The organism is Stenotrophomonas sp. YJH_SMC_133 (genome assembly GCF_059370655.1).
On the sequence record NZ_JCAFTW010000009.1, the window covers coordinates 177,864 to 202,703 of the forward strand.

The 24,840-nt window shown below is 66.9% G+C and carries 19 protein-coding genes; 8 read left to right on the forward strand and 11 right to left on the reverse strand.

Translation table 11 applies throughout. The annotated features are described in order from the left end of the window. Positions 1 to 308 precede the first annotated feature (308 nt). On the reverse strand, positions 309 to 3,104 hold the full coding sequence (gene glnE, locus AC5P78_RS14695) for a bifunctional [glutamate--ammonia ligase]-adenylyl-L-tyrosine phosphorylase/[glutamate--ammonia-ligase] adenylyltransferase (RefSeq protein WP_414498658.1): 2,796 nt from the start codon (positions 3,102 to 3,104) through the stop codon (positions 309 to 311). 421 nt (positions 3,105 to 3,525) lie between these two features. On the opposite strand from glnE, the gene scpC reads away from it, so the two are divergent. Further along, positions 3,526 to 5,040: a succinyl-CoA:acetate CoA-transferase ScpC gene (scpC, locus tag AC5P78_RS14700; protein WP_138970210.1), complete on the forward strand. Its 1,515-nt coding sequence runs from the start codon at positions 3,526 to 3,528 to the stop codon at positions 5,038 to 5,040. A 173-nt stretch (positions 5,041 to 5,213) separates the two neighbouring features. Here the strand turns inward: scpC and hglS are convergent, their stop codons facing one another. From hglS to AC5P78_RS14745, 9 genes are all read right to left on the reverse strand, one after another. Then, positions 5,214 to 6,578, reverse strand: a complete 1,365-nt coding sequence (gene hglS / locus AC5P78_RS14705; RefSeq protein WP_414498617.1) for a 2-oxoadipate dioxygenase/decarboxylase HglS — start codon at positions 6,576 to 6,578, stop codon at positions 5,214 to 5,216. A gap of 166 nt (positions 6,579 to 6,744) precedes the next feature. Then, complete coding sequence (locus AC5P78_RS14710) at positions 6,745 to 7,233, reverse strand: hypothetical protein (RefSeq protein WP_049448574.1); 489 nt, start codon at positions 7,231 to 7,233, stop codon at positions 6,745 to 6,747. Between the two features lie 31 nt (positions 7,234 to 7,264). Next, positions 7,265 to 8,017, reverse strand: coding sequence for an HAD family hydrolase (locus AC5P78_RS14715; RefSeq protein WP_049448571.1), 753 nt, complete (start codon positions 8,015 to 8,017; stop codon positions 7,265 to 7,267). A gap of 84 nt (positions 8,018 to 8,101) precedes the next feature. After that, on the reverse strand, positions 8,102 to 8,518 hold the full coding sequence (locus AC5P78_RS14720) for an EF-hand domain-containing protein (RefSeq protein ID WP_005407824.1): 417 nt from the start codon (positions 8,516 to 8,518) through the stop codon (positions 8,102 to 8,104). Between the two features lie 232 nt (positions 8,519 to 8,750). Next, on the reverse strand, positions 8,751 to 9,122 hold the full coding sequence (locus AC5P78_RS14725; protein ID WP_183153732.1) for a hypothetical protein: 372 nt from the start codon (positions 9,120 to 9,122) through the stop codon (positions 8,751 to 8,753). Between the two features lie 398 nt (positions 9,123 to 9,520). Further along, positions 9,521 to 10,234 (reverse strand): M15 family metallopeptidase, encoded by a 714-nt coding sequence (locus tag AC5P78_RS14730; RefSeq protein WP_099596239.1) that lies wholly within the window; start codon positions 10,232 to 10,234, stop codon positions 9,521 to 9,523. After that, positions 10,167 to 11,720: a serine hydrolase domain-containing protein gene (locus AC5P78_RS14735; RefSeq protein ID WP_049397775.1), complete on the reverse strand. Its 1,554-nt coding sequence runs from the start codon at positions 11,718 to 11,720 to the stop codon at positions 10,167 to 10,169. Before AC5P78_RS14735 ends, AC5P78_RS14730 begins: the two co-directional genes overlap by 68 nt. 55 nt (positions 11,721 to 11,775) lie before the next feature. Then, complete coding sequence (locus tag AC5P78_RS14740; RefSeq protein ID WP_183153731.1) at positions 11,776 to 14,799, reverse strand: TonB-dependent receptor; 3,024 nt, start codon at positions 14,797 to 14,799, stop codon at positions 11,776 to 11,778. A gap of 51 nt (positions 14,800 to 14,850) precedes the next feature. Then, positions 14,851 to 16,323, reverse strand: coding sequence for a transglutaminase-like domain-containing protein (locus AC5P78_RS14745; protein WP_414498616.1), 1,473 nt, complete (start codon positions 16,321 to 16,323; stop codon positions 14,851 to 14,853). Positions 16,324 to 16,455: 132 nt separating this feature from the next. On the opposite strand from AC5P78_RS14745, the gene AC5P78_RS14750 reads away from it, so the two are divergent. The 6 genes from AC5P78_RS14750 (at position 16,456) to AC5P78_RS14775 (ending at position 22,940) form a co-directional block, all read left to right on the forward strand. Beyond that, on the forward strand, positions 16,456 to 17,892 hold the full coding sequence (locus AC5P78_RS14750; RefSeq protein WP_138970206.1) for a C40 family peptidase: 1,437 nt from the start codon (positions 16,456 to 16,458) through the stop codon (positions 17,890 to 17,892). After that, positions 17,893 to 18,987: a dipeptide epimerase gene (locus AC5P78_RS14755; RefSeq protein ID WP_005412042.1), complete on the forward strand. Its 1,095-nt coding sequence runs from the start codon at positions 17,893 to 17,895 to the stop codon at positions 18,985 to 18,987. A 595-nt stretch (positions 18,988 to 19,582) separates the two neighbouring features. Then, positions 19,583 to 20,431, forward strand: a complete 849-nt coding sequence (locus tag AC5P78_RS14760; RefSeq protein WP_138970205.1) for a MurR/RpiR family transcriptional regulator — start codon at positions 19,583 to 19,585, stop codon at positions 20,429 to 20,431. A 15-nt stretch (positions 20,432 to 20,446) separates the two neighbouring features. Continuing rightward, a complete protein-coding gene (locus AC5P78_RS14765; RefSeq protein WP_043035505.1) occupies positions 20,447 to 21,208 on the forward strand; it encodes a L,D-transpeptidase family protein in 762 nt (253 codons plus the stop codon). After that, positions 21,205 to 22,506 carry an APC family permease gene (locus AC5P78_RS14770; RefSeq protein WP_005407814.1) on the forward strand — a complete coding sequence of 434 codons (1,302 nt, stop codon included), beginning with the start codon at positions 21,205 to 21,207 and terminating at the stop codon, positions 22,504 to 22,506. The genes AC5P78_RS14765 and AC5P78_RS14770 overlap by 4 nt, the downstream gene beginning before the upstream one ends. 110 nt (positions 22,507 to 22,616) lie before the next feature. Further along, positions 22,617 to 22,940: a hypothetical protein gene (locus AC5P78_RS14775; RefSeq protein WP_005412038.1), complete on the forward strand. Its 324-nt coding sequence runs from the start codon at positions 22,617 to 22,619 to the stop codon at positions 22,938 to 22,940. 87 nt (positions 22,941 to 23,027) lie between these two features. Here AC5P78_RS14775 and yiaA read toward each other — a convergent pair whose 3' ends face one another. Further along, positions 23,028 to 23,480, reverse strand: coding sequence for an inner membrane protein YiaA (gene yiaA / locus AC5P78_RS14780; protein ID WP_342289861.1), 453 nt, complete (start codon positions 23,478 to 23,480; stop codon positions 23,028 to 23,030). Between the two features lie 168 nt (positions 23,481 to 23,648). On the opposite strand from yiaA, the gene AC5P78_RS14785 reads away from it, so the two are divergent. Beyond that, positions 23,649 to 24,818 (forward strand): PQQ-dependent sugar dehydrogenase, encoded by a 1,170-nt coding sequence (locus AC5P78_RS14785; protein ID WP_024958188.1) that lies wholly within the window; start codon positions 23,649 to 23,651, stop codon positions 24,816 to 24,818. Positions 24,819 to 24,840: the final 22 nt, after the last annotated feature.

The window sequence follows — 24,840 nt, forward strand, 5'->3', positions numbered from 1 at the left end:
GCGGGCATCGCAGGGCCATTGATCCGGTGGGTGCCGACCGTTGGTCGGCACGCCCTGCAGAACTCATCGCTGCCGACAGATTGTGCCGACCAACGGTCGGCACCTACCAGAAGCGGGCATCGCAGGGCCATTGATTCGGTGGGTGCCGACCGTTGGTCGGCACGCCCTGCAGAACTCATCGCTGCCGACAGATTGTGCCGACCAACGGTCGGCACCTACCAGAAGCGGGCCATCTCAGGGCCATTGATCCGGCGGGTGCCGACCAACGGTCCGCACCCACCCAAAGTGGTTGCAGCATTTGCCCCCGCTCAGGCGAACGGCAGCTCCGCGGCTCTGCACGCTGCCGTAATCGCGGCACACGCCTCTTCAATCGCGGGCGTGGTCGGCGCCAACCGCGGGCGCCGGTCCAGCGTGCAGGCCAGGCCCACGTCCAACAGCGTGGCGTGCGCGCCATGCAGCGCCTGCGCGGTGGCATCCGGCAGGAAACCGGCAACCGCCAGCGCATCGATCAACGACGGCGTATCGCGAGGCTGCAGCAGCGCCGCATGCTGCGCACTGCGTGCCAGCACGCCGGTCTGCAGCAGGAACTCCAGGTCCACTACGCCGCCGGCACCTTGCTTCAGGTCCAGTCGAGCGGCATCGCTGCGGTCCAGCTCGGTGCGCATACGGCCGCGCATCTTCAGCACGTCGGCATACAGCACGCCCGTGTCGCGCTCACGCCCAAGCGTCTGTGCACGCACCTGCTCGAAGTCGGCCAGCAGGCTGGCATCACCGGCCACGCCACGCGCGCGCACCAGCGCCTGGTGTTCCCAGGTCCACGCGCGTTCGCGCTGGTATTCGGTGTAGCTGGCCAGCGAAGACACCAGCGAACCCTTGCCACCGTCCGGGCGCAGGCGCACATCGATGTCGTACAGGCGGCCGGCGGCGGTGACCGCGCCGAGCAGGGCCATCACTTTCTGCGCCAGGCGTGCATACCAGCGGCCCGGCTCCAGCGGCCGCGCGCCATCACTGGCATCCACGCCGGCCGGGTTGTCATGCAGGAATACCAGGTCCAGATCGGAACCGAAGCCCAGTTCAAGCCCACCCAGGCTGCCGTAGCCGATGATCGCGAAACGTCCGCCGGGAATCCCGCCGTGTGCGGCGTGCATGTCCGCTTCGGCCATCGCCAGCACGGTGACCACCACCGCCTGCGCCAGCTCGGCCAGTTGCCGGGTGCTGTCCACCGCGCCCTGGCGGCCATCCAGCGTAGCCATCGCCATGCGGAAGCTGAGCGCCAGCCGCGTTTCGTTGAGCCAGCGCAGCGCGGATTCGGGATCCTCCACCGCCAACACCTGCTGGCACTCGGCCAGCATGCCGGCGGCATCCGGCATCGGCCCGGACACGCGTACGTCCAGCAGTTCGTCCAACAGCAGCGGATACGCCGCCAGGCGCTCGGCCAGCAGCGCGCTGCGCGCCAGCACATCGACCAGCCGCGCCAGCGCACTGGGCTGCTCGTCCAGCAGCGCGAGATAGCTGGTCCGGCGCAGCACCGCCTGCAGCAGGCCAAGCACACGCTTGAGCGCGGCGTCGGGTTGTGGCGAGCGCGTGGCCGCATGCAGCAGTGCCGGCAGCACGCGATCCAGCCGCGCACGCGCCGCATCGGACAAGGACTTCACGCCGGTGCCCTGGGCGAAATCGCGCAGCGACTGGTCAGCGCCGTTGGCATCGAGGAACCCGGCTTCGGCCAGCAGTGGTGCGTTGCTGCCTTCGGGCAGGCTGCGCCAGTAGTTGGCCAGCGCGTCGGGCGCGGCCTGGCCCTTGCGCGGCGCCAGCAGCGCGGCAAATTCAGTACTGACCCGCTGCTGCTGTTCGGCCAACGCCGCGCGCAGCACGTTCCAGTCCGCATGGCCGAGGCCGACGGCGATGCGTTCGCGGTCCAGCGCGTCGCTGGGCAGTACGTGGGTCTGCGCGTCGCGCAGCATCTGCAGGCGGTTCTCCAGCCGGCGCAGGAACAGGTAAGCCTCGCGCAGTGCGGCGCCATCCTCGGGCGCGATCTGTCCGGCGGCGACCAGTGCATCCAGCGCCACCAGCAGGCGACGCTCGCGCAGTGCCGGTTCACGGCCACCGCGGATCAGCTGCAACGCCTGGCACAGGAATTCGATTTCGCGGATGCCACCGGCGCCACGCTTGATGTCCTCGTGCAACTCGCGGCGCGCGACCTCGGCGGTGATCGCCGCCTTCATTTCGCGCAGGCCATCGAGCGCGGTGAAATCGAGGTAGCGGCGGTACACGAACGGGCGCAGGGTCTGCAGCCACGCTTCACCGGCGGCGATATCGCCGGCCACCGCGCGCGCCTTCAGCCACGCGTAGCGTTCCCAGTCGCGGCCCTCGCGCTGGAAATACTGGTCCATCGCCGCGAACGACAGCGCGACGCGGCCGGCGCTGCCGAACGGGCGCAGGCGCAGGTCGACACGGTGGCTGAAGCCATCGACGGTGGTTTCGTCCAGCAGCTTGGCCAGGCGCTGGCCGAGGCGGGCGAAATACTCTTCGGCGGCCAGCGCGCGCGGGCCGTCGGATTCACCACCGTGCGGATAGGCGTAGACCAGATCGATATCGGAACTGAAGTTGAGCTCGCCGCCGCCCAGCTTGCCGAGGCCGAACACGACCAGCTGCTGCGGCGTGCCTTGGTCATCGGCGATGACGCCGTGGCGCTGGGCGAATTCCTGCTGCAGGGCCTCCAGCGCAAGCCGCAGGCAGTCTTCGGCCAGGGTGGTGGCGCCGGCCAGGGTCTGCGCCACGTCGTCCAGCCCGGCAAGGTCGCGCCAGATCAGCCGTGTGGACATCGCCGCACGCCAGCGCCGCAGCTGTGCCGGCCAGTCGCTGGGCTGCAGCGGGTCGAGCACCGGCGCCGGGATCGGCGGGCAGCCGGGCGCGGCCAGCTGCGCCAGCAGCGCGGGTTGACGCACCAGGGTGTCCAGCGCGAAGTCGCTGGCCACCGCCAGCCGGGTCAGCAACGGCAGCAGGTCGGCCGGGATGGGCTCGGTCAGGACCTGGGCCAGGCGCGCCAGGGCGCGGTCGACAAGAGGCTGCAGGGAGGCGGGCAGATCAGCGGGGGCGAGGGTCATGGGCTGATTGTATCGACCCGGTCGGGACGCAACGGACCCGGTAGTGCCGGCCGCTGGCCGGCAACCCCGGTAACCTTCGGCAGCATCATCGGATCTGCCGGCCAGCGGCCGGCACTACCAAGTCAACGGATCTGCCGGCCAGCGGCCGGCATTACCAACAATGGAGGCCGCGTATTCATACTGGGCGACAGGCAATAAAAAAGCCCGCTTGCAGCGAACTGCCAGCGGGCTCTGCTCCCTCCCCCACGTCGGGATGCAGGGCCATCGTGCGGGCTGCGAAAGCACTTTGCACGCTGCACTGCAAAACAAAACCGACGGGTTTGGGTGAGTCCCTGGGGAAAAGCCATTCCACGAAGGTAGAACCCCCCGTACGGATGAGGATGGCCGATAATCGGAATTCCCCCCAGCAACACGTGTCGTCATGTCTGTTGATCGCATCGCCAACGCGCGTCTCCGTGACCGCGTGGTCTCCGCAGAGGCCGCAGCCGCGCTGATCCAGCCCGGTGAAACCGTGGCCATGAGCGGCTTTACCGGCTCCGGGTATCCCAAGGCCGTTCCCGTCGAACTGGCCCGCCGCATCGAAGCGGTGCATGCCCAGGGCAACCCTTTCCAGATCAAGCTGATGACCGGCGCCTCCACCGCGCCGGAACTCGATGGCGCGCTGGCCAAGGCCGATGGCATCGCCATGCGCATGCCGTTCCAGAGCGACCCGGATGCGCGCAACCGCATCAACGAGGGCAAGCTGGACTACATCGACATCCACCTCAGCCACGTTGCCCAGCACGTGTGGTTCGGCTTCTACGGCGAGATCGATACCGCCGTGATCGAAGTCTCGGCCATCCGCGAGGATGGCTCGCTGGTGCCCTCCACCTCGGTCGGCAACAACAAGACCTGGCTGGACCTGGCGAAGAAGGTGATCGTCGAGGTCAACGAATGGCAGCCGGCCGGCGTCGACGGCATGCATGACATCTACTACGGCACCGCGCTGCCGCCGCACCGCAAACCGATTCCGCTGGTGAACGCCAACGACCGCATCGGCGACACCGCGCTGCGCTGCGACCCGGACAAGATCGTGGCCGTGGTACGCACCAACGGCCCGGACCGCAACAGCCCGTTCAGCCCGATCGATGCGACCAGCGAGCAGATCGCTTCGCACCTGATCGAGTTCCTCAAGCACGAAGTGAAGAAGGGCCGCCTGCCGCCGAACCTGCTGCCGCTGCAGTCGGGCGTGGGCAACATTCCCAACGCGGTGCTGGCCGACCTGGCCAAGAGCGGTTTCCGCGACCTGGCCGCGTTCACCGAAGTGATCCAGGACGGCATGCTCGACCTGCTGCGCGACGGCGTGCTGAGCTATGCCTCGTGCACCGGCTTCGCGCTGAGCCCGCAGGCCAACGAGACGTTCAAGGAGAACATCGATTTCTACCGCGAGCGCATCATCATGCGCACGCAGGAAATCTCCAACCATCCGGAACTGGTGCGCCGCCTGGGCTGCATCGGCATGAACGGCATGATCGAGGTGGACATCTACGGCAACGTCAATTCGACGCACGTGATGGGCACGCGGATCATGAACGGCATCGGCGGTTCCGGCGACTTCGCCCGCAACGGTTTCCTGTCGGCGTTCCTGAGCCCGTCCACCGCGAAGAACGGCACCATTTCGGCGATCGTGCCGATGGCCAGCCATGTCGACCACACCGAGCACGACGTGTCGGTGATCGTCACCGAACAGGGTCTGGCCGACCTGCGTGGCCTGACCCCGCGCAAGCGCGCGCAGGTGCTGATCGACAACTGCGCGCATCCGGATTTCCGTCCGCAGCTGCAGGATTACTTCGACCGCGCCAGCCGCGAGAGCTACGGCAAGCACACCCCGCACCTGCTGCCGGAAGCGCTGTCGTGGCACCAGCGTTGGCTGGATACCGGAACGATGAAGGGCTGATTGCGTTGGGGGTCAGAGCCCTTTTCTACCAAAAGGGGATCTGACCCCGATCATGCGCAACGTCGGGGTCGGATCCCTTTCCACAGGAAAGGGCTCTGACCCCAGCTACGGAATCGGGTAGAGCCGGCCGCTGGCCGGCTTCCCCAACAGCCGGCCAGCGGCCGGCTCTACCTTCACGCGATGCGCAGGCTCGCCAGCGATTCGGCCTCCAGCCGCTCGTAGATCTCGAATTCGTCATTCACCGCCACGCCCAGCGCCTGCTCGAAGGCCTCGCGGTTGGCATGTGCGGCATAGGCGCGCTGTTCTTCACCACCCAGGTTCGACTGGAAGATGCCCGCGGCACTGACCGGCAGGAAATCCTCATAGACGATCGGGTCGGCCGTGGCCAGGCCGGCGGCCACCAGCACTTCAGCCGGCAGATCCGCCACGCGCTCGGGCGCGGCACGGCCGGCGTCGGTCAGCTGGTAGCGGTAATAGCCCAGTCCTTCCTGGCGCAGCGTGTCATGGTCATCCGGGAAGCTGGCGAACACCGCCTGCAGGCGTTGGCCGTAGTCGCCACCGGTGCTGCCTTCGCCACCGGCATCGCGGGCCTGGGACAACAGCTGGTCGTACAGCGCGCGGCCCTTCGGGGTGAGCGCAAGGCCGCGTTGTTCGATCTCGCCGAAGCGCGCGGTATGGGTGCCGGCATCGCCGCCTTCGCCGCCCGGGAAATGCACGGCCTCTTCCAATGCCTTGAAGCTGGTCTGGCGCAGCAGGATCGGGCAGGCGCGGCGCGGCGGGCCTTCGATCACCGCCTTGGCGGCCATGCCGTGTTCGATCATCGCCGCCTGCGCAGCGTCGATGTCCAGCGTGCGCGGGGTCAGGTGATTGATGTGCGGGCCACGGAAACTGACCACGTCGGCCACCAGGCGGTGCGCGTTGTGCAGCGCGTGGTAGGTCGGCAGGTCGACGGTGGCATCGCCGTGCCAGCGGAAGGTTTCCAGCGCTTCGTCGACGAAGCGTTCGGCATCGGCCTGCGACAGGCCGCCGTCACGCTCGGCCTGGTCGATCAGTGCCAGCGCGCCGTCGGTGAAGATGCGGCGGCGCGCAAGGATCTTCGCCGATTCGGCACGCAGCGCTTCGTCTTCGATCAGCTCCAGGCGCAGCAGCGAGGTGAACACGCGGAACGGATTCTGCGCCAGCGCCGCGCCGGTGAGCGGGCGGAACGCGGTGGAATGCACCGGCACGCCCGCGACCGACAGGTCGTAGTAGCCGACCGGGTACATGCCCATCACGGCGAACAGGCGGCGCAGCGTGGCCAGTTCCTGCACGGTGCCCACGCGGATCGCGCCGTGGCGCTCTTCATCCAGGCGTGCGCGCTCGTCGTTGCGCTGCAGCTGCGCGGCCAGCGCCGGGTCCTGCTCCAGCACCTGCGCGTTGATCCGCTCCACCAGTTCCACCAGCGTGCCGTACAGCGGCACTTCGGTGCGGTACATGCGGGACATGGCCTGTGCGAACAGGCGGCGGATCACATCAGGCGAAACCAAAGAGGCGCTCATCAGTCACTCGATTACGGGAACGGGGGAACAGCTCGGACCCGTATTGTCGCCGGAGCGCGCGGTGGCGGCGATATGCAGAGCAACATGAAACAAACCGGTAGTGCCGGCCGCTGGCCGGCAATCTCCGGATGCCTGGAAGGGTGCAATTACCGGCCAGCGGCAGGCACTACCGCTTGAGCTGGCGCTTCAGGGTGGCATCCAGGGTGATCGGCCGGTCCCAATGCTGGTAGCTGGCCACGATGGCGTGGCGCACGGCACGGTAATGCAGGTTGTCCGGATTGGTGGGCATCCGCTTCACCACCGCTTCCCAGCCGCCGTCCGGGTCCTGGCTGAAGGCGCGCACGCTGTCGCGGCAGGTCTGGCCGCTGGCCTTGGCCCAGAAGCAGGCGAAGTAGATGTCCCCGGCCTGCCAGCCATGGGTGGTGAACAGCGCGCTGATGTAGCCACGGGGCACGTCGGCATAGCGCGATACCTCATCGAGAAAGGCATCCGGGTAGCGTTCGGCGTAATGGTTGATGTCCTGCAGCTGGGCATCAACCCAGCTGTCGCCGGTTGCCACCTCATACGCAGCCGAACGCTCGGCGGTCTGCTGGGCCAGCACGGTGGCCGGCGCCAGCAGCAGGGACAACAGCAACACGCGCAGTCGGTAATTCATGCCCCGATTCTGCCGCAGCCGCCGGGCCCTGTCAGGCCGCCGCAGCGGCCTTGGCTTCGATCGCCGCCAGTGCGGCCGGCCAGTCGTGGGCGGTGTCGGCGGTGACCATGCGCGGTTCATCGTCGGCCACGCCGTGCTGGGTCTCGTGGGCCCAGGTCACCGCGTACGGGGTATGCACGCCCCAGCCACCCAGGGTAACCACCGGCTCGATGTCCGAACGCAGCGAGTTGCCGACCATTACGAAGCGCTGCATCGGCAGGTCGAACTCGGCCAGCACGCGGGCGTAGGTTTCCGGGTCCTTCTCCGAGACGATCTCGATGCGCGGGAACAGCTCGCCCAGGTTGGCAACCTTGATCTTCGCTTCCTGGTGGAACAGGTCGCCCTTGGTGATCAGCACCACCGGGTAGTGCTCGGCGATGGCCGCCACCGCTTCGCGCACACCGTCGATCAGTTCGACCGGGTGGCGCAGGGTGTCGTGGCCGATATCCAGGATGCGCTGGATGTCCTTCGCTTCGATGCGCTGCCCGGTGATGTCGATGGCCGCTTCGATCATCGACAGCGTCATGCTCTTCACGCCGTAGCCGAAGGTGCCCAGGTGGCGCTGCTGCACTTCCAGCAGGTGGCGCGCAGTCTGGGTGTCGTGCACGTCGACGTAGCGCGACAGCAGGTCAAGGTAGTCCTGCTCGGCCTTGCGGTAGTAGTCCTCGCTCTTCCACAGCGTATCGTCACCGTCAAAACCGACCAGGCCGATGGCGCTCGACGGCGCAGGCGTGGAGGTGTTCATCGCGCAAGGATACAGGGGCCGTGGTGACGAAAAAAACCCGGGCGGCCGAAGCCGCCCGGGTTCCCATACGCCCCGATACAGGTCTTACCTGCCCTGCGCACCCTGCGCTGCGCCACCGGCGCCGGCCTGCTGGGCGGCGACATAGGCCTTGTACTCATCGGCGCTCAGCTCGCCATCCTTGTTGGTATCAGCCTGGTCGAACACCTGGGCCAGGCCCGCGTTCACCTGCGCCTCGGTCTTGCTGATGGTGCCGTTGCCATCGGTATCGATGCTGGCCCAGGTCTGGCCACCGCCGTTGGCCTGCGCCGATGCGGCTGCGGCAGCGTTGGTCGCCTGGTCGGCAGCCTGGCCGGCCTGTGCAGCCGCCTGCTGGGCCTGTGCGGCCTCGTTCTGCGCATGCGCCGCCTGCTGCTTGGCCGACTGGGCCATCGCCGGAATGGCCAGCACGCTGCCAGCGGCGACGATCAGGGCGATCAGGGGCTTGCGGTTGCGAATAGTCATCAGGGGTGTCTCCTGCCAATTGGGTGGTGTTGCGCGGCGTGTTGTCTCCGCACGGCACCTACCCTGCCACTCCGTTTCTGAATCGATTTTGCCCCGCGACCCGCGTCAACACGCACCATTAACCACTCGCCCCCGCGCATGCATTAGCGCGGTGGTTAGCAGCAAGTGAGCAGCTCATAAGATGCGCATTCAGCGCTGCCGGATTTAACCGGCAACCAACGAAAAACCTGCGTCAGTCGACGGTTTTTTCCGATGACCGCGAACTGAACAACACCCAGCCGAGCGCAACACCGGCGAGCGCACCGGCGATTTGCAGCACCACGCGGCTGCCGAGTTCGTTCGGATCGTGGATGGTTGCCAGGAACAGGCGCGCGTACAGCGGCGACTCCAGCCGCACGATGCCCATGTAGAACAGCTTCCATGCATCGATGCCGGCGGAGATGATCACGGCGATGACACAGGACCACCCGATCGCGTGACCCGCGGTCCAGTGCAGGAGCCGGCACAGCTGCGACCACAGGAAGTACACCAGCAGCCCGACCAGCAGGGCGATGGCGCCGGCTTCCAGGGTACCGAGCAGGCCGAAGTGCAGGGGAAGGTTCATCGGGTGGGCAGGGATGAAGAGGCGGCCAGTGTAAGGGATCTGCCCCGGACCCAATCCGGTAGCCCCAGTAGATCCACGCCATGCGTGGATGAATCTCCATCGAAATCGAGTATCTCGACGATTGAACAAAAAGCAGCCGATGAACAAAGAGCAGCCGAGTATGGGCTCGGCTCTACAACGGACCGCGCGGGAAACTGTCAGAGGCTGGGCGGTGCCGGAGTGCGGGGTGTCAGCCGCATGGATGCGGCTGCCAAGCCTCCATGGACGGATTTACGGCGTCCCCGCACTCCGGCACCGCCCAGCCAACCCACGGAACGCACGCTGTTGCTGTTGCGTCTGATGTTGCCGGCCAGCGGCCGGCACTACCGCGGGTGCAGGGCGCAGCCCTGCCGATACCCCTACCGCACCGGGACGTCGTACGCGGTGCCGGGATCCGGTTCGGGCTGCAGGGTGTAGTGCCACCACTCCTGCGGATAGTTGACGAAGCCACGGCGCGCCATCGCCTGCACCAGCTGCTGGCGGTTCGCCTGCTGCACAGTGCTCAGCCCGCTCGTCCGGGTATGCGCGCGCGGGCCAAAGAAATCGAAGTCGGTGCCCATGTCCAGCGGCGTGCAGGCGCCAGTGCGGCAATCCAGCAGGCCAAGATCAACCGTGGCGCCACGACTATGGCCAGAACGCTCGGCGATGTAGCCGTCGGCCAGCAGCCGTGGCTTGTCCAGGTCCGGGTACTGCTGTGCCTTGCGCGAGAGTTCGCGCGGATCGTTCACCCAGGCCATGAAGGCCTGCACCGAGCGCACCGGCCGGTAGCAGTCGTAGAGGCGCAGGCCAAAGCCCTGCGCGCGCAGATCCTGTTCTACCTGCGCCAGCGCTTTCGCCACGGGCGCCAGCAGGTAGCAGGATGGCGCCTCATAGCCGGGCACGCGCGCGCCGGTGAAGTTGTTGGCATTGGCGTATCGGATGTCCATGTCGATGCCTGGCGACAACGTGCGGATTTCCACCAATCCGGCGCTGGCCGCATCGGTGGCCGGCGAAACGCGCGGTGGCTCAGCGGCGTCGGCGGTCGCCGCCAGGGCAGTCGCCAGTACGAGTGAAATGCAGGTCCTGGAAGTCATAGCTGAAGTCGATGTCCGGATCGATGGCACGCAGGTCCAGTGTCGGCGCCGGGCCCTCGCCCGGCTGCAGCCACGCCTGCGTCTCGTCACCCAGCGTATCCCAGCGCAGCAGCCAGTGCCCCTGCAGTTGCAGCACCGTGGCCTGCAGTCGGGGCGACTTGTCCACGCTGAAGCGCAGGCCATCCTTGCCCGGGCACAGCGAAGCCGGGCCCAGCCAGGGGTCGGAGTAGCGGCCCTGCCAATGCGGCAGGTCATTGCCGCGTGCCGGCGGTGCGGCGGTGGTCGCTGGCCGTTGATGACCAGATGCTGCCTGCGCTGCCCGGTCAGCCTTCAGTTCGGCCAGGTACTCCATCGCCGGGCGCGCATCGTCTGGTGCGGTGAAGCGCTTCAGCGTGGCCTGCATCAGCGCCGTGCGTGCATCCTCGCCTTCGCCGTTGATCAGCATCACCACGCCGACCCTGCGGTCAGGAAGCAATGCCACCGACGAGTACATGCCCGACAACGTGCCGGTATGCGCCACCTTCCACTGCCCGTCCATGTCCGACACCCGCCAGCCATATCCATAGCCGTAGAAATGCGCGTTGTCCCAGCGCCGCTGGCGTTCACCCAACGGCATCGGCATGTGCAGGGTCCACAGCGTGCGCCGCTGCTCGCTGCCCAGCCAGTCCGGCACCAGCGCGGGATCGAGCAGCACCTGCATCCAGCGTGTCATGTCGCGCAGCGAACAACGGATGCCTCCCGCCGCCATCGAGGGCAGGTCCGGGCTGATCGCAGCATCGGCGTTCACCACTTCGTTGCGTTCACCACGCCAGGCATGCGGCTGTGCCACGTTGCCCACGTGTTTCACCGACCACGCACCCACCTGGCAGCGCGTCATGCCCAGTGGTTTGAACACCTGCTCGCGCATCAGCTGGTCATACGGCTTGCCACCCGCTGCCGCCGCCACTTCGCCGGCCACCACATACATCAGGTTGTCGTAGGCGTAGTGACTGCGGAAGCTGCTGACCGGCTTGAGATGCGCCAAGCCGGCGATGATGTCGGCGCGGGTGAACGCGTTCGGCTCCGGCCACAGCATCAGGTCCCCGGCGCCCAGGCCAAGGCCACTGTTGTGGATCAGCAGGTCGCGCACCTGCATCTGCTCGCCCACCCACGCATCGTGCATGCGGAAGCCCGGCAGATGCCGCTGCACCGGATCATCCCAGCGCAGCGTGCCCTGCTGCACCAACCGCGCCAGCAACGCAGCGGTCATCGCCTTGCTGTTGGAGGCGATCTTGAACAGCGTGTCCTCGTTGATGCGGCCGCCATCGCCGCGCGCCCCCTCTGCATGGCGATGGACCACCTGTCCGTTCTCGACCACCGCCAACGCCAGCCCGGGCAGATGCTCGGCCCGGACCACGGTCGCGATGTCGGCCTGGATGGCTGCACTGTCGGCCGACGAAGCGGACGGTGCGGCCAGTGCCGCCGCGAGGATCAGCAGGTGGTGCATGCGGGCAGCTCCTCCATTGCCCGCGCCGTCACGGTGGACGGCGCGGATCGTGGCCTCAGAAGTTCCAGGTCACCACCAGCTGGGTGTAGCGCGGTGCCTGCCAGCGCGTACCGGTAGCGAACGTCGCCTCGCGATACTGGCCGGGCTGCGCCTCGTAGCGCTGGTGCACGTTGATGGTCTTCTGGTTGTTGAACAGGTTGTACACCGACAACCGGGCACTTAGGTCGATGCCCTCCACCGGCAGGCGCCAGGTCACGTTGGCGCCCATGGTCCAGGTCCACGGCAGGCGACCAAACGCGCCGCGCGGGCTGTACTCGAACTGGCGCTGGTTGTACGGGCCCGAACAGTTGGCCACGCACAGCCAACCGGTGCCACCACCACTGCCTTCACTGGACGTGCTGCCACCGGCGATGGAGTCGTTCGGCCACATCACGCCGTAGGCGGTGATCGGGCCACCGGACTGCACCTGCAGCGTGGTGCCGAACGACCACTGCTTGTTCAGCGCATACGCGGCACGCAGCTTGAACTGATGGCGGAAATCGTTGAACAGAACCCCATAGCGTTCATTGGTGGCCGGGTGGTCCCAGAACTGCACCATGCCGGTGTCGCCGTAGTTGGTATCGGAGTTTACCGGGCCTTCGAAGTTGCCCTCGCTCTTCGACCACAGATAGGACGCGTTGAACATCCACTTCTCGTCCCAGGCGCGGTCGATCTGGAACTCCAGCGCCTTGTAGGTGCGCTTGGGCTTGGAGTAACCGATCACCTCGCCGCTGCCGCCCTTTCGATAGCCGCTGTTGGCGGTGTCGATGGTGATCCAGCCTTCGTTGGCGCAACCGATGCTCTTGTCGCCCCAGATCGTCAGGCTCTCGCCCGGGTTGGCGATCGGCCACAGCGTGCTGGGGGTCGGGCCGCACGGGGTGTAGTTGATGCGGATGTCATCCAGCGCGCGGGTCATGCGCCGGTAGGTGGCATTGACGCCCCACGACCAGGCCTGGTTGATCATGTTCTGGAAGCCCAGGATGTATTCGTCCTGGTAGACCGCCTTCAGGTCGCGGTCCACGCTCTGGCGCAGGTCGGCACCGCCGGTGTTCATGCGGGTGTCGGTCGGCCCGATCTGCTGGCCGACGATCGGTGCCATGTACGGCGAACCGGTCGGCGAGGTTTTCTGCTCCCAGCCGTTCAGCACGTAATAGCTGTATTCGTCGGTCAGGCCACCGGCGAAGTTCACATTGATGTTGTTGGTGACCGGCAGGTAATAGCGGCCGGCGTTGCCGAACAGCTTGGTGCTGCCATCGCCGCGCATGTCCCACGAGAAGCCGACGCGTGGCGCGATCAGGTCGTCCATCTTGATGAACGCTTTGCCGGCAGCGGTGCGGTTCTCGAAGCGGTCCCAGCGCACGCCGAGGTTCAGCATCAGGTTCGGGGTGATGTTCCAGATGTCTTCCAGATAGAAGGCATTGGCCTCGGTCTCGAAGGTGCCGCCGGAGCGGCGGTTGCGAGCGCGCAGCATCTCGGTGACGCCAGCCGGTACGTAGGCGTTGGCGCCATCCCACACTTCATCGCCGGGGCGCGCCACGTAGGCGGTGTAGCTCAGCTCGGTCGGCCCTGGATAACGGGTGGACTGCTTGGTGGTCATCAGTTCGCGGTCGACACCGAAACGCAGCAGGTGATCACCGAGCTGCCATTCGAAATCCAGGCGCGCGACATCGCGGGTGTCATCGCGCTCGGCCACCGCCGCGCCGGTCGGGTGGCAGCCCGCGCGCAGCCCCTGCAGCTTGCCCAGCCGCGGGCCGTAGGTGCTGTCGGTGAACACCGGGCTGCAGGCCTGGTCCAGCGACGAGTTGGTGAAGGCACGCTGCTTGTTCTGGCCGACCATGGCGCGCGCGGTGAAATTCTGGCCGAAGTGGCCGGTGTAGGTGGCCGACCAGTTGCGGCCGCCGGTCTCGGTGACCGAGTCGCCACCCCAGGAACCGATCCGGTCCGCATTCCAGTTGTAGCCGTACGACGCGTTGGTGACATCGCCCTCGTCGGAGAACGCCAGCAGCGCCAGGCTGTGGTTGTCGTTGATGTTCCAGTCCAGCTTGGTGCCCCAGAAGCCGTTGCCGGAGTCGTTCTTGAACCAGGTACTGCCATCGGACGAGGTGTTGTGGCCCTTGTCGCTGCGGTCCTCGTACATCGCGAACAGGAACAGCTTGTCCTTGACGATCGGTCCCGAGCCCCAGACGTTGGTCTTCAGGAAGGAGTTGTTGTCGCGGCTTCCGTAGGAATGCGGGGTGCCGTCGCGGTGGAAATGATCGCCGCCACTGGCGCGCCACGCACTGGGCTCGGCGGTGACTTCAACGCCGCCTTCGAACTCGTTGCTGCCCGAACGGGTCACTGCATTGATCACGCCACCGGTGGAGCGGCCGAACTCGACCGAGTAGCCACCGGTCTTGACCTGGAATTCCTTGAAGAAGGCGAACGGCGCGGTGCTGAAGCCACGACGGGTATACATGTCGGTGACATTCAGGCCGTTGATGAAGACCGCATTCTCGGCCACCGATGAACCGGCGAACGACAGGCCTCCGAATGACGAGTTGCCGCCGGCCACGCCCGGCGCCATCAGCGCGACCGCGGACAGGTCCTGCGCCACCGGCAGCCGCGAGATCTCCTGGCGGTTGATGTTGAACGAGGTTTCGGTGGAGTACACATCCACGCGGTTGACCACGCGGGTGCCAACCACCTGCAGTGCATCCAGGTTGGTGACACCGCCGCCGCTGCCCAGATTGACCGTGGTGGTACCGCCGACGGCAACGCTCACCGATACCTGGTCGCCCAGCTTCTGGCCATCGCGGCTGAGCTGCAGCTGGTAGTCGCCCACCGGCAGCTGGCCGAGGCGGTAGCTGCCATCGGCGCCTACGGTGACGGTACGGGTCAGGCCGGTGCTGCTGCTGACCACGGTCACCTGGTCACCGGCGGTTGCACGGCCGGCGACTGCACCGCTCACGTTCTGTGCCATCGCGATGCCGGGCAGCACTACGCCCAGACACGCCCCGAGGGCGACGCACAACGCCGCCCGCTTGATGCTGTAAGCCTTCATCCCCTGCTCTCTCCTGCAAGAATTGAATGGTGTGGAATGCGATGTGTCGCGCTAGCGTTGCCTGGCTGGCAGTACCCGCCACTGGAAGTCGTAGCTCCATTGGTCGAAGTACAGGTTGCCGCCTGCCCACTCGGCCTCGCCGCGCTGCGAGTCGACCGTTTCCGAGCGGAAGTGCTGCTTGGCCGGCACGAAGGGCTGGCCGAAATCGTCGTTGAAAGCAATGCGGTAGCCGTCGAGGCCACCCAGATAGAAATCGCGCAGTGCAGGCACATCGCTGGCAAGCGCGCCGGTGGTCACGTCCATCGGCAGCCAGCCGTATGGCGCCAGGTAAACCTGTCCCCAGTCATGCAGGTTGTTGTAGCCGCTGCCATCGTCGGAGAACACCATGCCCGACTGCCAGCGTGCAGGAATGCCGTTCATGCGCAGCAGCGCAATCAGCAGCAGGGTCTGCTGGCCACAGTCGGCATGGCCGGCGCGCAGCCCGTAATCGCTGATGTTGCTGAGCGTCGAGTATTCGCGCGCACCGGCCCATGGAATGCGGTCCACGGCAGCAAACAGCTTGCGCACCACTTCATAGGGGCGAGTCTCGCCCTGCAGCACCTGGTCGGAGAACAGCTTCAGCGCCGGGGTGAAGCGCACATGTGGCAGCTGCTCGGCCAGATAGGGCTTCAATGCGGGATCATTCGGGGTGGCCTGCACCTTCGCGGGATCGATCGCGGTGTGTCGCGCGAAGACCGTTACCGCATAGCGGATCTCGAACCGGGTCGGCTTGCCGGCTACGGCTTTGGCTTCCAGATAGGCGGTGCGCTGCAGGGTACTGGCCGGTGCCACCCGTGCCTTGGCCGGGGCGCTGCCCAGCCACTGCACCTGTTCCTGCTGGCCCGGGATCTCGCGCGGGTATGGAATCCAGGCGCGTACGGTTTCACCCGCCGGGACGGCATCGGCTTTCACCGTGAGCGACTGGGTGAACTCAACACGCTGCGGCAGTACGGACGCCTGGCCACTCTGTTCGGCCGCGGCAAGCACGCGCGCGTGGTGCGCGTTGAGCACTTCGTTCGGGCCCGGCGGTGACATCGGTGCATCCGCGCGGCGGCGTGCGCGTGCTTCGTCACTGAGCAGGAACAGGTTCGCCGGTGCACGCTTGAAATACCAACGCGTACCATCGATATCGAGATGCTCGATCAGGCCGAGTTGATCCCACCGCGCGAACTCCTCGTCGGTCAGGTCGGGAATCCAGCGGCGCACGGCCGCCTTGGCGGCGGTTTCGTCGAGGGAAAAATCCTGGCGGATGCGGCGCATGCGCTCACGCTGGAACGCGCCTTCGGCAGCATCGCTCCCGGCCGCCAGCAGCGCATCGGCGTCGCTGAAGCGGCCGCTGTCGATCAGGTCGATCACCTGCGTTTCGCGCGCACGCTGCTGGCTGCTGCGCCCGTCTGCCGCCTGCGTGGCCGACGCCCACAGCAGCAGCGCGGCACACAGGCCGGCAGCAGCAGGCAGACGCGGTTTGCGAACGGCAGGATCCACAGCGACACTTCCCCAGCGCGGGTGGTAACGGCTGTGTAACACGGGCCGGAATGCCGGTCAATAATTTATTCTTGCTTTCGATGCCAAAAGGAATAAATATTCCAACAGGCATTCGAGGAGGGTGTGCACCGCATGAGCCTGGCTTCCCGCGAACCGCACCGGCGTTGGCCGCGCCGGTTGACCCTGGCCCTGTGCCTGCTGGCCGCACCAGCCTTTGCACAGGCGGCACCACCGCCCGACCCGGGTGCGCCGCTGCCCTATGTGATCGGCCTGCACGAGGCCTACCTCACCCCGCATTACTGGGCCGCGCGCCTGGACAACGCTGATGCGCCGATTCTGGATCGCACACAGATCGAGGCGCAGAACGCGCGGATGCGGGCGCAGGACAGCCATATCCAGGACATCGCCACACTGCCCGCCCAGCTTGATGCGGCGACGGTGCGTGCCAGCATCAGCGCGCTGTCCAGCTGGCCCACGCGTGCACTGTTCAACGAGACGGGCCAGGCCATCGCCCCCGCGCTGCGCAGCGGCATCGAAGCCAACCTCGGCCTCGATGCGATTCCTGCCCAGGTGGCACCGGCCTATGGGCTGGTGGTGAAGCGCGCGGCACTGCGTACCTTCCCCACCCGCGAGCGCGTCTTCAGCACCGCCGGTGACACCGACATCGACCGCTTCCAGGAATCGGCGCTGTTCCCCGGCGACAAGGTCGCGGTGGTTCACCGCAGTGCCGACGGCCGCTGGCTGTTCGTGCACAGCGAGCGCTACAGCGCGTGGATCGAAGCCGACGCCATCGCCAGCGGCGACAAGGCCACAGTGCTCGGCTATGGCACGAAGGGCCCGTACCGCATTGTCACCGGCGCCACCGCGCAGACCGCCCACACCCCGGAGGAACCGCGCGTATCGCGCCTGCAGCTGGACATGGGCGTACGCCTGCCGGTGCTGGCCGACTGGCCTGCGTCAGAGCCGGTGAACGGCCAGCAGGCGCATGCCTCGTGGGTGGTGCAGTTGCCGGTGCGCGAGGCCGATGGGCGTCTGAAGCTCGTACCGGCGCTGCTGCCGCGCTCGCAGGACACCGCCGCCGACTACCTGCCACTGACCCCGCGCCTGCTGCTGCAGCAGGCCTTCAAGTTCCTGGGCGAGCGCTACGGCTGGGGCCATGACTACGACACCCGCGACTGCAGCGGGTTCGTCTCCGAGATCTACCGCAGCTTCGGCGTGCTGCTGCCGCGCAATACCAGTGCACAGGCGGTCAGCCCGGCACTGGATCGCCTGCCGTTCACCGACAAGGTCGGCAAGGCCGCGCGCGACCGTGCGGTCACCGAACTACAGGTCGGCGACCTGGTCTACATCCCCGGCCACGTTATGATGGCCATTGGCCACGTCGACGGCCGCACCTGGGTGATCCACGATACGGCGGGCGGCAGCTGGTTCGGTGCCGACGGCAGACGTGTGCAGGCCCATCTCAATGGTGTTTCGGTCACGCCGCTGGAGCCGATGATGGCCAGCGATACCGTCCGCTACATCGACCGCATCACCAACATCCAGCGCCTGCGGGCCAAGACCCCCTGAATGAAGATCACTGCCATCGAACTGGGCATGCTGCGCGTGCCGCTGAAGACGCCGTTCAAGACTGCCCTGCGCACGGTGGAAACCGTGGAAGACGTGGTCGTACTGATCCGCACCGACACCGGCAACACCGGTTACGGTGAAGCCCCGGCCACCGCGGTGATCACCGGCGATACGCACGGCTCGATCATCGAAGCGATCCGCCACTTCATCGCCCCGCGCCTGATCGGCCAGGACGTGGTCAACCTCAACCATCTGTGCACGCTGGTGCAGACCGCGATGGAGCGCAACACCAGCGCCAAGGCGGCGGTGGAAATCGCGCTGTACGACCTGTGGGCGCAGCTGCACGGTGCGCCGCTGTACCAGATGCTCGGCGGTGGCGACCCGGTGATCACCACCGACATCACCATCAGCGTGGACTACATCGACAAGATGGTGGCCGATTCGCTGTCGGCCATCGAGCGTGGCTTCGAGTCGCTGAAGATCAAGGTCGGCAAGGACATCGGCCTGGACATCGAACGGGTCAAGGCGATCCATGCCGCCGTGGAAGGCCGCGCCCTGCTGCGACTGGATGCCAACCAGGGCTGGACCGCCAAGCAGGCGGTGCATGCGATGCGTACGCTGGAAGAGGCCGGCGTGGTGCTGGAGCTGCTGGAGCAGCCGGTGAAAGCCGCCGATATCAGCGGGCTGAAGTACGTCACCGATCGCGTCAACACGCCGGTGATGGCCGATGAAAGTGTGTTCAGCCCCAGCCAGGTGATGGACCTGATCCAGCAGCGCGCGGCCGACATCATCAACATCAAGCTGATGAAGACCGGCGGCCTGTCCAACGCGATCCGCATCGCCGACATCGCCGGCATCTACGGCGTGCCGTGCATGATCGGCTGCATGATCGAGTCGAGCATCAGCGTGGCTGCCGCCGTGCACCTGGCCGTGGCCAAGAGTGATGTGATCACCAAGGTTGACCTCGACGGTCCCTCGCTGGGCCAGTTCGACCCGGTCAGCGGCGGCGTGCATTTCAACGAATCGGAGATCAGCATCAGCGACGTGCCGGGGCTGGGCATTACTGAGGTGCGTGGGCTGGAGATGCTGGGGTGATTTCTGCCTTGCGGCTGACGTTGCGTGCCACTGACGCTGGGTCGCGCGTTACTTTTCTTTTCGCGAAAAGAAAAGTAACCAAAAGAAACGCTCCGCCGGCCGCGAGCCGACGTGCTGCGCACGTCGGTGCCCTGCGCTCCTCGGTCCGCCGAGGGACGGCGCGGAACTCGCTGCGCTCAGACACCCGCGCCTCTTCGCCCTCGCCGGACCTGCGGTGCTCGGCTCGCTACAAGGCGGACTCAACGTCCAATGCAACAGCTGCACCCAGTAGATCCACGCCACGCGTGGAAGCGCTTGTTTTTGCCCTACCCCGTAATCCCTTCGCGGCTGGCACGCGCGCGATGTGTCCAGGGTCGGGCGGGCGGGGCTTGCGGGGGTGTCCGCCCCATGGGCCCGAGGCATGCCTCGGGCGGGTTGGGCAGGACGCCCAACCCCGGTCTTGCCGTTTGCGCAGGACAGCGCAAACGAGCAAGCGCGGCCAAGCCTACACGGACGTACTTGCGGCGTCCCCCGCAAACCCCGCCCGCCCGAGCCACCACATAATCTGCTCTATGCTGCCAACCGCAACGCGCCTACACATGCCCGGACACCCCGCATGCCGCCCCTGCTGAAGATCCGTTCCGAGCGCGGGCAGATGTCGGCCATCGAGCGACGCATCGCCGACTTCATCCTCGACAACTCCCACCTGCTGCGCGACTACTCGTCCCAGCAACTGGCCAGCGCGCTGGGCATCAGCCAGTCCAGCGTGGTGAAGTTCAGCCAGAAGCTTGGCTTCAAGGGCTACCCGGACCTGAAGTACTCGATCGGCCAGGACGTGGCCCGCGCCGGTGTCGATCCACAACAGGCCCCCAGCGAACCCGACAGCGGCGACGACTACCTGCGCCTGGGCGACACCCTGCGCCGCAGCAAGGCGCAGGCCGAAGAGGAAACCCGCCAGGCCAACCCACGCGAGGAAATCGAGCGCATCGTGCAGCTGCTCGACGGCGCGCCCAAGCTGTTCGTGTACGGCCTGGGTGACGACGGCCTGTATGCCCGCGAGTTCGCCATGCGGCTGTCGCTGCTCGGCCTGCTGGTGGTCCCGCATACCGACCCGATCCTGATGCTGGCCAACCTGTCGGCCGCGCGCCCCGGTGATGCGCTGCTGGTGTTCTCCGAATTCGGCAACCTGTCTCAGCTTTCGCAGCTTTCGCGCCAGTTCCAGGACATGGGTGGCAAGGTGATTTCCATCACCCGCCATACCGCCAACCCGCTGCGCGCGCATGCTGACGCAGCGCTGGTGGTGTGCGCGCACGAGCGCACGCCGCAGGTCGCGCAGCTGCTGTACCGTAGCGCCATGCACGCCCTTCTCGATTTCCTGTTCGTGCTGCTCTGCCACACCAATCCGGACCGCCAGCAGCAGCTGGCGGTGAACCTGGAGCGGATCGACCACCTGCTGGATTCCTGACCGGAGCACCTGTTGATGAAATCGCTGGTCCGTCTCGCTACCGCTGCACTGCTGCTTGCCGCGGCGGTATCCGTCCACGCTGCGCCGCTGCAGGGTGCGCGCCAGCTGATCGTGGTCACCAGCGAAAGCTGGGACAGCACACAGGGCCAGCTGCAGGCCTATGTGCGTGATGGCAAGGGCTGGCATGCACATGGAGAGGCGTTCCCGGTGGCACTGGGCCGCACCGGCAGCGCCTGGGGCCTGGGCCTGCACCCGGCGCAGGCCGATGGCCCGCAGAAGCAGGAAGGCGATGGCCGCAGCCCGGCAGGCGTGTTCGCGCTCGGCAGCGCGTTCGGCTATGCCGTCACCCGCCCCGGCACCGCCATGCCCTACCAGCCGATGCTCGACAGCAGCTACTGCATGGATGTGCCGGCGTCGCCGTTCTATAACCGCATCGTCGACGCGAAGAAGGTCGGCAAGGCAGCTGTGGAAGGCTCCACCGAGCCGATGCGGCTGGATCTGCACAACAAGGGCGACGTGCGTTACCAGGAGGGCTTCGTGATCGCCCACAACCCGGACAACCAGCCCGGCAAGGGCAGCTGCATCTTCGCCCATCTGTGGCGCCAACCCGGCGAGGCCACGGCCGGCTGCACCGCCATGCCGCAGGCCCGCATGCAGGCCCTGCTGGACTGGTTGCGGCCGCAGGATGCGCCGCGCTTCGTGCTGCTGCCGCGCGCCGAGTACACGCGCCTGCAGGCCCAGTGGCAACTGCCCGCACTGCGTGGAGACGCCCGTTGAGCGCGCAGGACGAACCGCAGCTGCAGCGCGCGGTCAGCCGCTGGCAGATCGTCGGCTTGTCGATCAACGATGTGATCGGCAGCGGCATCTACCTGCTGCCGGCCGCCACCGTCGCCCTGCTCGGCCCCTTCAGCCTGTGGGGCGTGGTCGCTGCCGGCATCGTGGTCGCCCTGCTGGTGCTGTGCTACGCGCAGGCCGCCAGCTACTTCGATGAGCCCGGTGGTAGCTACCTGTATGCACGCGAGGCGTTCGGGCGCTTCGCCGGGTTCGAGATCGGCTGGATGATCTGGCTGACCCGCATCAGCTCGGCGGCCGCACTCAGCAACGCGCTGGCCGATGCCGTCGCGCGTTTCTGGCCGTGGGCCGGTGCCGGCATGGGGCGCATCGCGGTGATCGTGGTGTCGCTGGGCTTCCTGACCGGCGTCAACATCATCGGCGTGCGCTCGGCCGCGCGCACCGGCGTGGTGCTGGTGATCGGCAAGATGTTGCCGCTGCTGCTGTTCGTGGCCATCGGTGCGTTCTACATCGACCCGCAGCTGGCGTTCTCCGGCCAGCGCCCCGACCCGCACGACCTGCAGCGCATGGGCGAGGCCGCGTTGCTGCTGCTGTACGCCTATGCCGGCTTCGAGAACATCCCGGCCGCCGCCGGCGAGTACCGTAATCCGCGTCGCGATATTCCGTTCGCGCTGATCACCATGATCATCACCGTCACCGTCATCTACGGCGCGGTGCAGGTGGTGGCACAGGGCACGCTGGCCGGCCTGGCCAGCTCGGCCACGCCGCTGGCCGATGCCGCCGCCGGCTTCGGCGGCGAAGCACTGGCGCTGATCCTCACCGTAGGCGCGACCATCTCCATCCTCGGCACCAACAGCAACACGATGATGATGGGCCCACGCTTCCTGTTCGCACTGGCCCGCGATGGCTATGGGCCGAAGATCCTGGCGCAGGTGCATCCGCGCTTCCACACGCCAGCCGCGTCGATCCTGTGCCAAGGCCTGATCGCGCTGGGCCTGGCCCTGTCCGGTTCGTTCGTGCAGCTGGCCCTGCTGTCGATGACCACGCGCCTGTTCGCCTACATCGGAACGGCCGCTGCGGTACTGGTGCTGGCCAAGCGCTATGCGGACCGGCCGGGCGCACTGAAACTGCCGGGTGGCCCGCTGATTCCGGTACTCGCGCTGCTGCTGTGCCTGGCGCTGTTCGCCAGTGCCAGCTGGCAGAACATCGCTGCTGCGCTGGTGGCGTTCGCCATCGGCGCGGTGATCTACAAGCTGCCGCGAAAAGATGCCGACGCCGGATGACCGATAGCGCCGGGCCATGCCCGGCGGATTGATCTGGTGATCACGCTGCCGGACCGGGCCGTTAACCGCCACGCAGGCAGGATCAGGCTTCGTCCACAACGGAGCCTTCCATGACCGAGTACCAGATCCCCGGCCGCGTACCGGACGACAGCACGCCGCGCGATGCGGTCAGCAACTACTGGCGCGAACGCTACACCGCCGAACCGTACTACGACGACCAGCTGTTCTTCGAGGACTATGAACCGGCCTACCGCATCGGCCATGCCGCGCGTGCGCAGGACATGATCCGCGCCTACGAACAGGTCGAAGCTGAACTGGAGTCGCGCTGGGCCAGCGAGCGTGGCCGCAGCCGGCTGGAATGGGCGCAGGCACGCAATGCCGTGCGCCGTGGCTGGGAGGACGCGCAGCAGGCGGATCCGCTGTTGAAGCGATAGCGCCACGCTTTTGTCGGGCCGAGCCTACGCTCGGCTCGACTCCGCAAACGCCGCGGGACAGCCGAGCATGGGCCCGGCTCTACACATTCACTGCTGTTCCGGCAGCGGCGGCACGACCGCGCTGCGCTTGCTCTCACCGCCACCGGCGGCGATCAGGTCGCGGGTGTTCTTCTGCACCGCCACCGCGCCGAACAGCGACAGTGCATACGCCATGCCGTAGAAACCCTTCTCGCTCGGTGCCAGCGTGGCATTCCACAGGCCAACCAGCAGCAGCATCAACGCCGACATCAGTGCGAACCAGCACAGCGCGTAGTACAGGCCACTCACCGGAATGCCCTCGACGCGGTCACGCACGCTCTTCTGCAGCGACACCGCCGCGAACAGGCCGAACAGCAGCAGGGTCAGGTAGTAGCCCTTTTCGTTGAGCGCCATCGTGGCGTTGAACAGACCGATCAGGTAGGCCGCCGCACCCAGCAGCAGGGCCACCCATGAGGCGGCGATGAAGGCGGTGGAGGGCTTGTGGGGCATGGCAGTGTTCATTGCAGATCCTTGGCAGGCAGACGGGCACGCTTTGCCCGGGCGTGCCCACCCTAGACGATCCCGCCGCGCTCGCACAGGGGTCGCAGGACCTTCGGGCCACGACGCTCACGGCGCCGGTGGTATACAAGGGACAGCCCGGCCATCCGCATCCCCGCACTGGAGATACCCATGACCCGCACGCCCCTGCTGCTCGCCCTCGGCCTTGTGCCGATCCTTGCCACCTCCGCCTGCAATGCCGCCGACCCGGCCGCCAACGGCGCCCAGACCGCAGCGCCCGCAGCCTCCACCACTGCCGACCAGCGCCCGTTCACCGCCACCGAAATCAGCCGGTTCGACCAGCCGTGGGCGATGACCTTCCTGCCGGACGGCAGCCTGCTGGTCACTGAAAAGCGCGGCAAGCTGCAGCACCTGGACCTGGCCAGCGGCCAGAAGCATGAGATCACCGGCGTTCCGAAGGTCGCTTACGGCGGCCAGGGCGGCTTCGGTGACGTGATCCTGCACCCGCAATTCGCCAGCAACCACGTGGTCTATCTCAGCTATGCCGAGGAAGGCACGCTGGACACCCGCGGCGCTGCCGTGGCCCGTGCCACGCTGGCGCTGGATGCCAACGGTGCCGGCCAGCTGAAGGACCTGAAGGTGATCTGGCGACAGAGCCCGAAGGTGAGTGGTGAAGGCCACTACGGCCATCGCCTTGCTTTCGGCCCGGACGGCAAGCTGTGGATCAGCTCCAGCGAGCGCCAGAAGTTCGATCCGGCGCAGGACATGGGCGGCAACCTCGGCAAGATCATCCGCCTCAACGAAGATGGCAGCCTGCCTGCCGACAACCCGTTCGCCTCGCAGGGCGGCGTGGCCGCGCAGGTGTGGTCACTGGGCCACCGCAACATCCTCGGCATGGCCTTCGATGCCAACGGCAAGCTGTGGGCACACGAGATGGGCCCGGCCGGCGGTGACGAGCTGAACCTGATCGTGCGCGGCGCCAACTACGGCTACCCGATCGTTTCCAATGGTGACCATTACGACGGCCGGCCGATTGCCGACCACAGCACCCGCCCGGAATTCGCCGCGCCGAAGGTGACCTGGACGCCGGTGATCTCGCCGGCCGGCTTCGTGATCTACAGCGGCAACCTGTTCCCGCAGTGGAAGGGCAGCGGCTTCATCGGCGGCCTGTCCTCCACCTCGCTGGTGCGCGTGGCTTTCGACGGCGACAGCGCGCGCGAAGCCGAACGCTTCAACATGGGCGAGCGGATCCGCGAAGTGGAACAGGGCCCGGATGGCGCCCTGTGGCTGCTGGAAGACGGCAGCAAGGCGCGCCTGCTGAAGCTCACCCCGAGCACCTGAGGTAGTGCCGGCCGCTGGCCCG